12 protein-coding genes are annotated in these 14,463 nt (G+C 69.6%); 9 read left to right on the top strand and 3 right to left on the bottom strand.

Annotation, left to right across the window (positions count from 1 at the left end):
- Positions 1–778 (bottom strand): NYN domain-containing protein (locus ACFWJW_RS37095; protein WP_387249663.1); only part of this gene is annotated, 778 nt, incomplete at its 3' end.
- 275 nt (positions 779–1,053) lie between these two features.
- On the opposite strand from ACFWJW_RS37095, the gene ACFWJW_RS37090 reads away from it, so the two are divergent.
- Positions 1,054–1,227 carry a hypothetical protein gene (locus ACFWJW_RS37090; RefSeq protein ID WP_362601611.1) on the top strand — a complete coding sequence of 58 codons (174 nt, stop codon included), beginning with the start codon at positions 1,054–1,056 and terminating at the stop codon, positions 1,225–1,227.
- Between the two features lie 74 nt (positions 1,228–1,301).
- Here the strand turns inward: ACFWJW_RS37090 and dnaE are convergent, their stop codons facing one another.
- Positions 1,302–4,853, bottom strand: a complete 3,552-nt coding sequence (gene dnaE, locus ACFWJW_RS37085; RefSeq protein WP_387249660.1) for a DNA polymerase III subunit alpha — start codon at positions 4,851–4,853, stop codon at positions 1,302–1,304.
- Positions 4,854–5,067: 214 nt separating this feature from the next.
- Here dnaE and ACFWJW_RS37080 point away from each other — a divergent pair, with 214 nt between their 5' ends.
- The 7 genes from ACFWJW_RS37080 (at position 5,068) to ACFWJW_RS37050 (ending at position 12,519) form a co-directional block, all read left to right on the top strand.
- A complete protein-coding gene (locus ACFWJW_RS37080) occupies positions 5,068–6,432 on the top strand; it encodes a DUF2252 domain-containing protein (RefSeq protein ID WP_387249658.1) in 1,365 nt (454 codons plus the stop codon).
- Positions 6,433–6,758: 326 nt separating this feature from the next.
- Entirely contained in the window at positions 6,759–7,109 is a 351-nt protein-coding gene (locus tag ACFWJW_RS37075; RefSeq protein ID WP_387249655.1) for a hypothetical protein, read from the top strand.
- Between the two features lie 318 nt (positions 7,110–7,427).
- A complete protein-coding gene (locus ACFWJW_RS37070) occupies positions 7,428–8,087 on the top strand; it encodes a hypothetical protein (RefSeq protein WP_387249653.1) in 660 nt (219 codons plus the stop codon).
- Positions 8,088–8,138: 51 nt separating this feature from the next.
- Entirely contained in the window at positions 8,139–8,948 is an 810-nt protein-coding gene (locus ACFWJW_RS37065) for a thioredoxin domain-containing protein (RefSeq protein ID WP_387249651.1), read from the top strand.
- 122 nt (positions 8,949–9,070) lie between these two features.
- Entirely contained in the window at positions 9,071–9,778 is a 708-nt protein-coding gene (locus ACFWJW_RS37060; protein WP_387249648.1) for a hypothetical protein, read from the top strand.
- 44 nt (positions 9,779–9,822) lie between these two features.
- A complete protein-coding gene (locus ACFWJW_RS37055) occupies positions 9,823–10,764 on the top strand; it encodes a thioredoxin domain-containing protein (protein WP_387249646.1) in 942 nt (313 codons plus the stop codon).
- 111 nt (positions 10,765–10,875) lie between these two features.
- Positions 10,876–12,519 (top strand): alkaline phosphatase D family protein, encoded by a 1,644-nt coding sequence (locus ACFWJW_RS37050; RefSeq protein WP_387249644.1) that lies wholly within the window; start codon positions 10,876–10,878, stop codon positions 12,517–12,519.
- Between the two features lie 34 nt (positions 12,520–12,553).
- Here ACFWJW_RS37050 and ACFWJW_RS37045 read toward each other — a convergent pair whose 3' ends face one another.
- Positions 12,554–13,159, bottom strand: a complete 606-nt coding sequence (locus ACFWJW_RS37045; RefSeq protein WP_387249641.1) for a dienelactone hydrolase family protein — start codon at positions 13,157–13,159, stop codon at positions 12,554–12,556.
- Positions 13,160–13,277: 118 nt separating this feature from the next.
- Here ACFWJW_RS37045 and ACFWJW_RS37040 point away from each other — a divergent pair, with 118 nt between their 5' ends.
- A complete protein-coding gene (locus ACFWJW_RS37040; protein ID WP_387249666.1) occupies positions 13,278–14,372 on the top strand; it encodes a mechanosensitive ion channel family protein in 1,095 nt (364 codons plus the stop codon).
- Positions 14,373–14,463 lie beyond the last annotated feature (91 nt).

Here is a 14,463-nt window from a genome sequence, read left to right as displayed (position 1 = left end):
GGGCCCGCAGGCTCGCGAGGTCCTTGGGCGTGGGGACGCCCTTGGAGGAGGCGGCCGGGGCGGGAGGGGCCGCGGCGCCGTTGTCGGTGGGCGCGGGCGGCGCACCGTTGCGCGCGGCCTCGGCGGCCCGCTCCTGGGAGGCGGCGAGCGCCGACTCGGGCAGCGGCGCGGAGAGGATCGCGGCGATCTCGGGGCGGGGTACCGGCGGCGGGGCGCAGGGGCCGCCGAGTTCCTTGGCGCGGACCGCGCGGGTGATCCAGGTCCGGTCCAGCACCCGCCGCTCATCGGCCTCGGCGACCAGGTCCTCGGACTGGTTGTAGTCACCGTCCGCGGCCTGCACGGCCCACAGGTGGACGGCGACGCCGTGCTCCTTCGCCGACATCAGTCCGGGCAGCAGATCGCCGTCGCCGGTGACCAGCACGATGTCGGAGCAGGCGCGGTTACGGGCGAGTTCGGTCAGTTCGGCGTGCATGGCGGCGTCCACGCCTTTCTGCGCCCAGCGGCCGTCGCTGCGGGTCAGGGCACCCAGCCGGACGGTCACCCGGGGCATCACCCGCAGCCTGCGGTGCTCGGGCTGCGGGACGCGGTCGGGGGCGCCGTCGAACCAGTAGATGCGCAGCAGCGGGCGTTCGGTCTCCGCCTCGGCGCGCTGGCGCAGCCCCTGGATGAGGGCGGCATGGTCGACGGTGATCCTGGAACGGGCGGGCTCTCCGGCGAGCAGACTGGCGGCGGCTCCGAGCAAATACCCGGCGTCCACCAGGACGACGCAGCGATCCACGTTCCACCCTCTTCCCTGAGGTGCTGAAAGTCCGGTCGCCCCCCGGCTCGGCCCATGGCTCGAGTGCTCTTCGGCTTTGCTTCGAGTCTGCCCGACCGTACGGGCGTTATCTGCCCGAACTCGATCATCGGCGTGGCGGATTCAGCGGGGGCGTCGCACACGGTGCGTGATCAACCATATAACGCACGGTAATTACCCGAAATGCAGCCGTCTGTCCGCCATGTCAGTCTGGTTCCGGCCCAGATCCCGGATTCCCCCCTCAGGAGGCAAAGATCATGGCCAAGGACAAGAAGCAGGACCGCAGTCAGCAGAAGGCGTCCGCGGCCGAGCGCGGCCAGCAGGAGGCCCAGAAGGCGAGCCTGGAGGCACAGTCCCAGGCGCGGTCGCAGGCGCAGGGCAGCCCGGCGGATGTGGCACGTAAGCACCAGCGGCGCTTCGGTCACAACTGACCTTCGCCACAGGGAAGTTGAGGGGCGCGTCCATAACGGGCGCGCCCCTCGGGGTACCGGCGGGAGCCGGCCGCTCAGCCCGCCAGACAGGACGGGCCGAGCAGCACCTTCAGATCACCGAACAGCGACGGGTCGGGCGTGACCCGGTGCCGGTCCAGCCGGAGCACGGTGGTCTTGCGCGCCCCCAGCAGCTTGATCCGCACCTCCGTGGAGCCACGGTGGCTGTTGAGCACCTCGCCGAGCTTCTCGACCATCGGCGGAGTGACCTTGACCGTCGGAATGGTGATCGTCACCGGGGCGTTGGTGCCGGCCTCCGAGAGGTCGGGGACCATCATCTCCATGGCGACCAGCCGGGGGATGTCCTCCCGCTTGTCGAGGCGGCCCTTGACGAAGACCACGGTGTCCTCGACGAGTTGGGTGGACACCAGCTGGTAGGTGGCCGGGAAGAACATGCAGTCGATGGAGCCGGCCAGGTCCTCGACGGTGGCGATGGCCCAGGCGTTGCCCTGTTTGGTCATCTTGCGCTGGAGGCCGGAGATGATGCCGCCGATGGTGACGATCGAGCCGTCCGAGTAGTCGCCGCCGGTCAGCTGGGCGATGGCGGCGTCCGCCTTGTCGGACAGCACATGCTCCAGGCCGAAGAGCGGATGGTCGGAGACGTAGAGACCGAGCATCTCGCGCTCCTGGGCGAGGAGATAGGTCTTGTCCCACTCCACGTCCGAGAACTCGACGTCCAGCCCGAAGCCCGGCCCCTCGTCGGTGCTGTCGTCGCCCATGCCGCCGAAGAGGTCGAACTGCCCCTCGGCCTCCTTGCGCTTGACCTGGACCACGTTGTCGATCATCGGCTCGTAGTGGGCCATCAGCCCCTTGCGGGTGTGGCCCATCTCGTCGAAGGCGCCGGCCTTGATCAGTGATTCGGTGGTGCGCTTGTTGCAGACGACCGCGTCGACCTTGTCGAGGTAGTCCGGGAAGGAGGAGTACTTCCCCTTCGCCTTGCGGCAGCGGATGATCGAATCGACGACGTTCTGGCCGACGTTACGGACCGCGGTGAGGCCGAAGAGGATCACATCGTCGCCCTGGGCGGCGAAGTTGGCCTCGGACTCGTTGACGTTGGGCGGCAGCACCTTGATGCCCATGCGCCGGCACTCGTTCAGATAGACCGCCGACTTGTCCTTGTCGTCGCGCACGGAGGTCAGCAGCGCGGACATGTATTCGGCGGGGTAATTGGCCTTGAGGTAGGCGGTCCAGTAGGTCACCAGGCCGTACGCGGAGGAGTGCGCCTTGTTGAAGGCGTAGCCGGCGAACGGGACCAGGACGTCCCACAGCGCCTGGATGGCCTGGTCGGAGAAGCCGTTCTTGCGGGCGCCCTCCTGGAAGAGCACGAAGTTCTTCGCCAGCTCCTCGGGCTTCTTCTTGCCCATGACGCGGCGGAGGATGTCGGCCTCACCGAGGGAGTACCCGGCGATGATCTGGGCGGCCTTCTGCACCTGCTCCTGGTAGACGATCAGGCCGTAGGTGAGGCCCAGGACCTCCTTGAGCGGCTCCTCCAGCTCCGGGTGGATCGGGGTGATCTCCTGGAGGCCGTTCTTGCGCAGCGCGTAGTTGGTGTGCGAGTCCATGCCCATCGGGCCCGGGCGGTACAGGGCCGAGACGGCGGAAATGTCCTCGAAGTTGTCGGGCTTCATCAGCCGCAGCAGCGAGCGCATCGGGCCGCCGTCGAACTGGAAGACGCCGAGCGTGTCACCGCGGCAGAGCATCTCGTAGGTCTTGGGGTCGTCCAGCGGGATGGAGAGCATCTCCAGCTCGACGCCCTTGTTCTTCTTCACCATCTTGACGGCGTCGTCCATGATGGTGAGGTTGCGCAGGCCCAGGAAGTCCATCTTCAGCAGGCCGAGCGACTCGCACTGGGGGTAGTCCCACTGCGTGATGGTGACGTTGTCGGTGTGCCGGACCCAGACCGGGGCGTGGTCGACGATGGGCTCGCTGGACATGATCACGCCGGCCGCGTGCACACCCATCTGCCGGACCAGGCCCTCGACGCCCTTGGCGGTGTCGATGACCTTCTTCACGTCCGGTTCGTTCTCGTACATCCCCCGGATCTCGCCCGCCTCGCTGTAGCGCGGGTGCTGGGGGTCGGTGATGCCGCTGAGGTCGATGCCCTTGCCGAGGACGTCGGCGGGCATGGCCTTGGTGAGGCGGTCGCCCATGGCGTACGGGTAACCCAGCACGCGGGCCGAGTCCTTGATGGCGTTCTTGGCCTTGATCTTGCCGTAGGTGCCGATCATGGCGACCTTGTCGGCGCCGTACTTTTCCGTGACATACCGGATGACTTCCACGCGCCTGCGCTCGTCGAAGTCGATGTCGACATCGGGCATGGAGACGCGCTCGGGGTTGAGGAACCGCTCGAAGATCAGTCCGTGCGTGATCGGGTCGAGGTCGGTGATGCCCATCGCGTACGCCACGATCGAGCCGGCCGCGGAGCCACGGCCGGGGCCCACCGCGATGCCGTTGTTCTTGGCCCACATGATGAAGTCGGCGACGACGAGGAAGTAGCCGGGGAACCCCATCTGGATGATGATGTCCATCTCGTACTCGGCCTGCTTCTGCCGGTCCTCGGGGACCCCGTCCGGGTAGCGGCGCTGCATGCCGGCCCGGACCTCCTCCTGGAACCAGGTGACCTCGGTGAAGCCCTCCGGGATGTCGAACTTCGGCATCAGGTCGCGCTTCTCGAACATCCCGCTGGTGTCGATCTGCTCGGCCACCAGGAAGGTGTTGGCGCAGCCCTCCTGCCAGGCGTCCGAGGAGTCGATGGCGTACATCTCGTCCGTGGACTTGAGGTAGTAGCCGGTGCCGTCGAAGCGGAAGCGGTCCGGGTCGGAGAGGTTCTTGCCGGTCTGGATGCAGAGCAGGGCGTCGTGCGCGGCGGACTCGTGGGCGTAGGTGTAGTGCGAGTCGTTGGTGACCAGCGGGGGGATGCCGAGCTTCTTGCCGATCTCCAGGAGGCCGTCGCGGACCCGGCGTTCGATCTCGATGCCGTGGTCCATCAGCTCCAGGAAATACCGGTCCTTGCCGAAGATGTCCTGGTATTCGGACGCGGACTTCAGCGCCTCGTCGAACTGGCCGAGCCGCAGCCGGGTCTGGAGCTCACCGGAGGGGCAGCCGGTGGACGCGATCAGGCCCTCGGACCACTGGGCGATGGTCTCCTTGTCCATCCGCGGCCACTTCGTCAGCCAGCCCTCGGCGTACGCGTCCGAGGACAGCCGGAAGAGGTTGTGCAGACCGGTCTTGTTGGCCGCCCAGATCGTCTTGTGGGTGTAACCACCGGAACCGGAGACGTCATCGCGCTTCTGGTGCGGCTGGCCCCACTGGATCTTGCGCTTGTTGCGCCGCGACTCCGGGGCCACATATGCCTCGATGCCGATGATCGGCGTCACCCCGGCCTTCTGCGCCGAGTGGAAGAAGTCGTAGGCGCCGTGGAGGTTGCCGTGGTCGGACATGGCGATATGCGTCATGCCCATCTCGTTGCACGCCTTGAACATGTCCGACAGCCGCGCCGCACCGTCCAGCAGTGAGTACTGGGTGTGGACATGCAGGTGCGTGAAGGGGGGCCTGGACGAGGCTGCCACGGCGGAGGACCTCCGGGAAAACGGTCGGCGGGGGCACCTGCCCGGCAGGGCCGGGAGGGCGGATGGTGGTCTCGAAGTCTACGGCTCCCCGGTGACAATCGACGGGCACCGCCGAGTAGCCTCGCGCGTTGTCAGTGGCAGATCCTCCCCCGGCCACCGCCGGGGGATCCGCCACGGATCCCGTACCGTTCCGCACCTCAGGAGGCACCCAGCGATGCCGTCCCAGCACGCCCCGGCGCAGGACGCCGCGCAGCGCGGCGAGGAGATCCTCGCCGTTTTCGACACCGCCTTCGGAGAGCTGCTCGCCGCCGACCCCGCGGCCTTCCGCGTCAAATTCCGGAAGATGGCCGCCTCCGCGTTCGCCTTCTACCGCGGCACGGCCTGCCTGTTCTACCGGGACATGGAGGCGTTCGCCGCCCAGGACGGCGGCAAGGACAGCGGCCCGTATCTGGACGAGCGGACCGCCCGGGTGTGGATCCACGGCGATCTGCACGCCGAGAATTTCGGCACGTACATGGACGCCACAGGTCGGCTGATCTTCAACGTCAACGACTTCGACGAGGCGTACGTCGGCCCGTTCACCTGGGACCTGAAGCGGTTCGCCGCCTCGGTCGCGCTGATCGGCTACGCCAAGGCGCTCAGCGACGAGCAGATCACCGACCTGGTGCGCACCTACGCGGCCGCCTACCGGGAGCGCATCCACGCACTGGCCTCCGGGACGAAGAGCTCCGACAAGGACGAGCTGCCGCCCTTCACGCTGGACACCGCCGAGGGCCCGCTGCTGGACGCGCTGCGCGACGCCCGCTCGCTGACCCGGTTCGGGCTGCTGGACTCGATGACCGAGATCCGCGACTTCGAGCGGCGGTTCGCGGCGGGCGGCGGCAGCGTCGAGCTGGACGCGGCGACCCGCTACAAGGTCCTCGCCGCCTTCGACGGCTATCTGGAGACGCTGCCGGAGTCGAGCCTGGACCGCCCGGACTCCTACCGCGTCAAGGACGTGGTGGGCCGCCGCGGCATCGGCATCGGCTCGGCCGGGCTGCCCTCGTACAACATCCTCCTGGAGGGCAACAGCGACGCCCTGGAGAACGATGTCGTGATCTACATGAAGCAGGCGCAGACCCCGGCCGTCTCCCGGCACGTCACCGACCCCGCGGTCCGCGGCTACTTCCAGCACGAGGGCCACCGCACGGTGATCTCGCAGCGCGCCCTCCAGGACCACGCCGACCCGTGGCTGGGCTGGACCGAGCTCGACGGCGCCGGCCAGCTGGTCGCCGAGATCTCGCCGTACGCGGTCGACCTGGACTGGTCCGACATCGACGACCCGGAGGAGATCGCGGCCGTGGTCGCCGACCTGGGCCGGGCCACCGCGACCATGCACGCCGCCGCGGACGACGAGAGCGGCCACTCCCTGGTCCCGTTCTCCACGGAGCGCGCCATCGACGCGGCCATCGCGGCCGACGAGGAGGGCTTCGCGGCGGTCCTGGTCGACTTCGCGCACTCCTACGGGGCCCGCGCCCGCGCCGACCACCAGATCTTCGTGGACCTGTTCCGGAACGGGCGGATTTCAGGGCTACGGTGAGCCGCCCCGTCACCATGCGCCGCCGGGCAGCGTCGCCAGGGCACGTTCGGTAGCCGCCGTGCAGCGCGGCCCTGCTCACCGCGCTGCACCTCACCTGCCCTCGGGCGACCGGACAGCCGCATCGCAAACATTGCGGAAAAACCGTCGGCTCAAACAGCGACAGGGCGCTATTGGCGAATAGCGAACACGGCGGTCCTTTGAATGTGCCTCAGGGGCACAACCATCACTCCAAATGGAATCGGGCATTCCATTAAATCCTTCGCCGGCACCCTCAGAATGGGATAGCATCCCCCCGTTCCGATAAGCGAAGGAACAGGGGAGGAAAGATGAAACTCAAGAAGGCGCTTGTGTCGGTTGCCGCCACAACGGCAGCACTGGGGGGCTTCACGATAGGCGGGGCAACGCCGGCCGGCGCCGCCGGCTACGGATGCGGGAGCGTCGGACACAACAGCTCTGACGCCGTACACAAGGTCGTGGTCGGGGACATGCTCAATGGTCCGTCCGCGTCGTGCAGGCAGATCAGGTCCGTGGCACGCGGCACCACCTTTTATGCATGGTGCGGCGTCTACAACAAGCACGGAAACCTCTGGGTGTACGGGCGCACAGAGGACGACGCCACGGGCTGGATTTACTCACAGGACTTGACCAAGGAGTCCGGGTCGGTCAAGATCTGCTAGTTTCGGTCTCGCGTAACGGTTCGCCGGATATCTGGTCGCCCTTTTTCCTTTTTCCGGAGGAACTGCGACCGCTTCACCAAAGCGCCAGGTGGGTTTCGATTTCCACGGCTCCCGAATGGGACTTCGGCTCGTCGAGACGGAGTGGATACCGATCAGCCGCCGGCTGCGACCTTCGTGGACCTCTTCCGCGACGGCCGGGTCCCCGACCTGTAGGGAGCACGGGCCCGAATCGCCCCGTACGCACCGCATAGCCCGGTGCGTACGGCTTCGGGCCCCCTTAAGCACCCCTTATCCCTGGTCATGGCACACTCGGCTGCGATGGACATTTCGGCACCTCACCTGCGGGCCCTGCGCGCGGCGCTCTTCACGGCGCTGTGCGTCTCGCTGTCCGCGGCGTCCCATGTGCTGCTGTCCCGTATGCCGCTGCCGCTGACCACCGTCGCCGCGATCGCCACTCCCGTATTCGCCCTCGCCTACGCGCTGGCCGGCCGGGAGCGCGGCTACTGGCGCATCGCGGCGCTGCTGGTCCCGCTGGAGCTCGCCGCCGATCTGGTCTTCAGCCTCGGTCAGCACACCTGTTACGGGGCAGCCGGCGGCCCGGTCGCCGGCCCGCTGCGCTCGCTCGGTGTGGATCTGCTGTGCGGCGGCGGCCCGGTCGGCGCACCGCTGACGCGGCTGCCCGAGGACCAGGCCGGGCCGGCGAGCAGCTGGCTCGTCCTGCTGGCGGCGCATCTGCTGGTCGGGCTGCTGGCCGCGGGCTGGCTGCGCCGCGGTGAGGCCGCGCTGGGCCGGCTGCTGGGCGCGGTGGCCGGCTTCGCCTTCCGTCCGCTGCTGCTCGCCGTCGCGGTCATCGGCGCCACCACCGCCCCGCGCCGCCCGGCGCCCGCTCCCGTACGGTCCGGGTCTCCCGCCCGCACCGTCCCCCTGCTCGTGCACTGTGTCGTCCGCCGTGGGCCGCCCTGCGCGCTCGCCGCGTAGGCAGACCGCACCCACCCCCGTCCCACGGATTCACACGGAGCAGGAACAGTCATGAGCAATCGCAACAACCAGGCCAACAAGCAGGCAGCCCGCGAGCGGCTGCGCGCCGAGCGCGAGCGGCAGGCGAAGAAGGACCGGCTCCGCCGGCAGCTGACCGTCGGCGGTGCGATCGTCGGTGTCCTGGCGATAGCCGGCGGCATCGCGGTGGCCGTGGCCGGCTCGGGCGACGACGCGGCGAACGGCCCGCTGGTCAAGCCCGCCAACACCAGCGGCGCCAACGGCACCACGATCATCGTCGGCAAGAAGGACGCCAAGAACACCCTGGAGCTCTTCGAGGACCCGCGCTGCCCCGGCTGCGCCGCCTTCGAGCAGACCGCCGGCGCCACCGTCGAGAAGGACATCCAGGACGGCAAGTACAAGGCGTCGTACCACCTGGGCACGTTCCTCGACAACAACCTCCAGGGCACCGGCTCCAAGAACGCGCTCAGCGCGCTGGGCGCCTCCCTGAACGTCAGCCCGGACGCCTTTCTGAAGTACAAGTACGCGCTGTACTCGAAGGAGTTCCACCCGGACGAGACCGGGCCGGACAAGTTCGCCGACGACAACTACCTGATCAAGGTCGCCGACACCGTCCCGGCACTGAAGGGGAACGCCGCCTTCCAGAAGGCCGTCAAGTCCGGTACGTACGACCGCTGGGCGCTGGGTGTGTCGAAGGCGTTCGACTCCGTCAAGGACGTCAAGAGCACCCCGACGATCAAGCTCAACGGCACGGTGCTGGGCACGAAGACCCCGCAGGGCACGTCGGCACCGTCCAGCGTGGCCGCCTTCAACTCCGCGGTGGACAAGGCCCTGAAGAAGTGACGTAGGCGAGGGCCGGTCCCCCCGGCCGGTCCCCCGGCTCCCCGGCCGGCGCGCTCCGTGCGCGCCGGCCGATGCCAAATCTTGACCCGTGCCGGTGCCGTGCACATGGCAGACTCCCGAACGTGCAGGCGACGGGAGGGCGTCCCGGGACCCGGCCGGCGGCCGCGCCGGGGGTCCAGCTCCGGGCGGTACGGGCGGCGTTGTTCACCCTGCTGTGCACCACCCTGTCCGCGACCTCCCATGTCCTGCTCTCCCACGCCCCGTTGCCGCCCGCGTCGGTCGCCGCCATCTGCGCCGGTGTCTTCGCCGCGGCCTACGCACTGACCGGACGGGAGCGCGGCTACGGCCGGATCGCCGCCCTGCTGGTGCCCCTGGAGCTGACCGCCGACACCGTCTTCACCGCCGGACAGCACACCTGTTACGGCGGGGCCGGCGGCCCGGTCACCGGCCCGCTGCGCTCGGTCGGCGTCGATCTGCTGTGCGCGGGCGGCGAGTTGGGCACTCCGCTCGCCCGCCTCGCCGCCCATACCGGCACGTCGCTGCCGCCGGTGCCGGCCGCCGCCCCGTGGCTGCTGCTCGCCGCCCATGTCGCCGTCGGCCTGCTCGCCGCCGGCTGGCTGCACCGCGGTGACGCCGCCCTGGACGCCCTGCTGTGCGCCGCCGCGGCCGGCGCCTTCCGCCCGCTGCGGACCGCGGTCGCGGTGGTCACCACCGCGTTCCCGCCGCCCCGCCGGCGCCTGCGCCCGCCGCCTCCGCCGGCCGCCCGCCCGCTCCCCGTCCTGGTGCACTGCGTCCTGCGCCGCGGCCCGCCCGCCGCGGCCGCCGTCTGACCAGTCCACAGCAGCAACCCCACCCTTGAGGGACGGAACCCCCCATGAGCAACCGCAACACCCAGGCCAACAAGGCCGCCGCCCGCGAGCGCATCCGGGCCGAGCGCGAGCGCCAGCGGAAGAAGGAGAAGCTGCGCCGTCAGCTCTTCGTGGCCGGGGCCGTGGTCGGTGTCCTGGCCGTGGCCGGCGGCATCGGCTACATGGTGATGAAGGCCAACGAGCCCACCGGCTGGGAGGCCGCCAAGGAGGCCAAGCCCGTCGCGCCCGCCCACACCCAGGGCAAGAACGGCACCGAGATCCTGATAGGTGACAAGAACGCCAAGGAGACCCTGGAGGTCTTCGAGGACGTCCGCTGCCCGGCGTGCGCGTCCTTCGAGCAGAGCAGCGGCGAGGCGCTGCTGAAGGACATCAAGGACGGCCGCTACCGGGTCCGCTTCTCGATGTACACCTTCATCGACGACACCCCGGCCGGCGGCGAGGGCTCGAAGAACGCGCTGAGCGCGCTCGGCGCGGCGCTGAACGTCAGCCCGGAGGCGTTCCTGAAGTACAAGACGGCGCTGTACTCCACCAAGTTCCACCCCGAGGAGCAGGTGGACAGCTACAGCAAGGACGCCGAACTGCTCAAGGTCGCCGCCACGGTGCCGGAGCTGAAGAACAACAAGGAGTTCGAGACGGCGGTCAAGCAGGGCACCTACGACCGCTGGGTGATGGACATGACCGCGCTGTTCGGCCGTAAGGGCGTCAGGCAAACGCCCACCTTCATGCACGGCGACAAGAAGCTGACGATCCCCCAGGTGCCGCAGCAGCAGATGACGCAGGCGCAGTACAACCAGCTCGCCCAGGCCAACTTCAAGAAGATGATCGACAAGGAGTTCGGCCCGGCGAAGGGCTCCGGGAAGCCGGACCCGGGCAAGGGTGACAGCAAGGGCGATGAGGGCCAGAAGGGTATCCGCGAGGGCGAAAAGGACCCCACGGCCTCCCGCTGAGTGCCTTTCGGACAACGGGTGGGCGAATTCTCGGGGTTCCGGCGCGAATTCTGGAACTTCCGGTGAATTCGCCCTCCCGGCGCCGCTTACCGGCCAGTAGGGTGAGCGGCCGTGACCGATCATGACCAGATCTCGCGCCGCACTGCCGTTACGGCCGTAGCCGCCACCGCCGCACTTCTGCCGTTTGCCGGCGCCACCACGGCGCACGCCCAAGAGGCCACCGGCCAGGACGCGTTCTTCCAGCACGGAGTCGCCTCCGGTGACCCGCTCCCGGACGGCGTCCTGCTGTGGACCCGCGTCACGCCGACCCCGGCGGCCACCCCCGGATCCGGCCGGGGGCCGGCCACCAAGGTGAGCTGGCAGGTGGCGACCGACAAGGAATTCGCCACCGTCGTCGCCCGGGGAAGCCTGACCGCCTCGGCCGCCGCCGACCACACCGTCAAGGCGGACGTCCGCGGCCTGAAGCCGGCCACCCACTACTACTACCGCTTCACCGCCGGCGGGCAGCACTCCCCCGTCGGCCGGACCCGCACCGCCCCGGCCCATGACTCCGCGGCCGGCAACGTCCGCTTCGGCGTGGTCTCCTGCGCCAACTGGGAGTCCGGCTACTTCTCCCCGTACCGGCACCTGGCCGCCCGCGCCGACCTGGACGCGGTGCTGCACCTCGGGGACTACCTCTACGAGTACAAGTCCGGCGAGTACCCGGAGTTCAAGTACGTCGTCCGCCCGCACTCCCCCGCCCATGAGCTGCTGACGCTCGCCGACTACCGCATCCGGCACGGCGTCCACAAGACCGACCCGGACGCGCTGGCCATGCACGCCACGCACCCGGTCATCGCCATGTGGGACGACCACGAGTTCGCCGACAACGCCTGGAAGGGCGGCGCGACGAACCACACGCCGGACAGCGAGGGCCCCTGGTCCGCGCGGATGGCCGCCGCGAAGCAGGCGTACTTCGAGTGGATGCCGGTGCGCCCCTCGACGGCCGGCACCACCTACCGCAGGCTGCGCTTCGGCACCCTCGCCGATCTGCATCTGCTGGATCTGCGGTCGTTCCGCGACGAGCAGGCCAAGCCGGGCAGCGGCGCGGTCGACGACCCGAGCCGTACGCTCACCGGGCGGGCCCAGCTGGACTGGCTCAAGGCCGGCCTGGAGCGCTCGGACACCGCCTGGCGGCTGGTCGGCACCTCGGTGATGATCTCGCAGGTCGCCTTCGGCGCCGTCCCCGCGAAGCTGCTCGGCCCGCTCGCCGACATCCTCGGGATACCCAAGGAGGGCCTGGCGATCAACACCGACCAGTGGGACGGCTACACCGATGACCGGCGCGAGCTGCTGAGCCACCTCAGCGACCGCGGTATCGACAACACCGTGTTCCTGACCGGCGACATCCACATGGCCTGGGCCAACGAGGTGCCGCTCCAGGCGGCGACCTACCCCGCCGACCGCGCGGTGGCGACGGAGTTCGTGGTCACCTCCGTCACCTCCGACAACGTGGACGACTTCCTGCACGTCGCCCCGCACACGATCTCGCTGGCCGGGGTCGCCGCCCTCAAGGCCGCCAACCGGCATGTGAAGTGGCTGGACATGGACTCCCACGGCTATGGGGTCCTGGACGTCAGCGCCGAGCGGACGCAGATGGACTACTTCGGGGTCTCCGACCGGACCGACCCGCAGGCCACCAGCGAGCTGCTGCGCTCGTACCGCACCCGGTCCGGCACCCAGCAGATGGAGCGGGCGGACCAGCCGGTCGGCTGACGGCGCAGGTCCCGCGCGGCGCCGGCCGCCCGGTTCACAGCCCGGCGAGGAAGCCCAGCGCCACCTTCCAGGTGCGCTCCGCGGCCTCCGCGTCGTAGTCGGGCAGCTCGGGATCGGTGAACAGGTGGCCGGCGCCGGCGTAGCGGAAGACCTCCACGTCCGCGCCGGCCCGGCGCATCTGGAGATACCAGGCGTTCAGCCAGTCGTGCGGCTCGTACGGGTCGGGGTCGGCGACGTGCAGCTGCACCGGCAGATCGTCGGCGGTGGTGTCCTCCGCGATGTCCGAGGTGCCGTGCAGCAGGAGCAGCCCGCGGGTCTTCTCGTCGCCCAGCGCGAGGTTCTGGGCGACCGAGCCGCCGAAGGAGAAGCCCGCGTAGACCAGCCCGCGGTCGGAGTACGGCGCCACGGCCGTGATGGCCCGCTTGAGCAGCTCCTCCTTGCCGATCCCGTCCTTGATGACGATGCCGTCCGGTACCGAATCCGCGGTCCGGCCGTCGAACAGATCGGGGACGATCACCTCGTGTCCCGCGGCCCGCAGCCGGTCCGCCGCGGCGTGCACCGCGGGACGCAGCCCGCATACCGAATGAAACAGGACAATCGTCGAAAGCCCGCTGGTCGAGGACTCGGTCGAGGCCGGCACTGACACCACTTCCCTGGAGTTGGATCGTTCTCGCCCCATCCTGCCAGTTACCGTCGTGGGGACCGGGTACCCGCACACCACAGCCCCTCGCACCCCACGGAGGAGGAGTTCCGTGTCATTGGAGGACGTCCTGCGTCCCGTCGCCGTCATCGGCGGCGCGGTCCTGCTCACGCTCGTCCTGGTCTGGCTCACCGACCGCGGTCTGCGCCGGATCGACGCCGCCCATCCCGAGACCCCCTTGTGGGGGCTGCTGCGCCGCTGCCGGATACCGCTGCGGGTGGCCCTGTGCACCGCGCTGCTGCGCGGCTCGTTCGACGAGGCGGGGCTGAAGGTCGCCGCGGACCACGAGGCGGGCGTCGGCCAGGCGTTGACCCTGGTCCTGATCGCGGCCACCGCCTGGCTGGTGGTCCGGGCCGCGGCGGCGATCGTCGAGTCCTCGTACTCCCGCTATGCGGCGAGCGGCCGGGACGCGGCGCGGGTACGGCGGGTGCGCACCCAGGTGACGCTGATCCAGCGGGTGGTGACGGCCGTGGTGATCGTCGTCGCGGCCGCCTCGATGCTGCTGACGTTCCCGGCGATGCGGGCGGTCGGCACGTCCATGCTGGCGTCCGCCGGCCTGCTCGGCATCGTCGCCGGTATAGCCGCCCAGTCCACCCTCGGCAACCTCTTCGCGGGGCTCCAGATCGCCTTCGGTGACATGGTGCGCATCGGGGACACCGTCGTCGTGGACGGCGAGTGGGGCACCGTCGAGGAGATCACCCTGACCTCGCTGACCGTACGGACCTGGGACGAGCGCCGGATCACCATGCCGGTGTCGTACTTCACCGGCAAGCCGTTCGAGAACTGGTCGCGCGGCGGGGCGCAGATGACCGGCACGGTCTTCTTCCACCTCGACCACAGCGCGCCGGTGGAGAAGATGCGCCAGCGGCTGCTCGAAACCCTCCAGGAGTGCCCGGACTGGGACGGCCGGGCCTGGAGCCTGGTGGTCACCGACACCACCCCGTCCACGATCGTGGTACGGGCGCTGGTCACCGCGCGGGACGCGGACACCCTCTGGACGGTGCGCTGCGAGGTCCGTGAGCGGATGCTGGAGTGGCTGCGGACCGAGCACGCCTACGCGCTGCCGCGGATCAGCACCGCGCCGGCCCCGACCGGGGTCCCGGAGGCCCGCCACGGCGAGGAGCCGGACGCCCGGCGGCTGTCGAAGGACTAGGGGGTGTCCGCAAAGTCATGGGAGCCAGAGTTGTAGGCAGGCGAGGGTGACCATGGCCTGGTAGTGGGTGGCTCGTTTGTCGTAGCGGGTG

Origin of the sequence: Streptomyces sp. NPDC127097 (assembly GCF_042724075.1) — a bacterium.
In the GTDB taxonomy this organism is placed as follows: Bacteria; Actinomycetota; Actinomycetes; order Streptomycetales; family Streptomycetaceae; genus Streptomyces.
The sequence above is the reverse complement of the archived record's forward strand: the minus strand, read 5'-3'. Positions and strand labels throughout refer to the sequence as shown.

What these genes read in the sequence shown, in the direction of transcription:
- ACFWJW_RS37090 (WP_362601611.1), top strand. Translation starts at nt 1,054, where the DNA reads ATGGCCAAGGACAAGAAGCAGGACCGCAGTCAGCAGAAGGCGTCCGCG.
- ACFWJW_RS37080 (WP_387249658.1), top strand. Translation starts at nt 5,068, where the DNA reads ATGCCGTCCCAGCACGCCCCGGCGCAGGACGCCGCGCAGCGCGGCGAG.
- ACFWJW_RS37075 (WP_387249655.1), top strand. Translation starts at nt 6,759, where the DNA reads ATGAAACTCAAGAAGGCGCTTGTGTCGGTTGCCGCCACAACGGCAGCA.
- ACFWJW_RS37070 (WP_387249653.1), top strand. Translation starts at nt 7,428, where the DNA reads ATGGACATTTCGGCACCTCACCTGCGGGCCCTGCGCGCGGCGCTCTTC.
- ACFWJW_RS37065 (WP_387249651.1), top strand. Translation starts at nt 8,139, where the DNA reads ATGAGCAATCGCAACAACCAGGCCAACAAGCAGGCAGCCCGCGAGCGG.
- ACFWJW_RS37055 (WP_387249646.1), top strand. Translation starts at nt 9,823, where the DNA reads ATGAGCAACCGCAACACCCAGGCCAACAAGGCCGCCGCCCGCGAGCGC.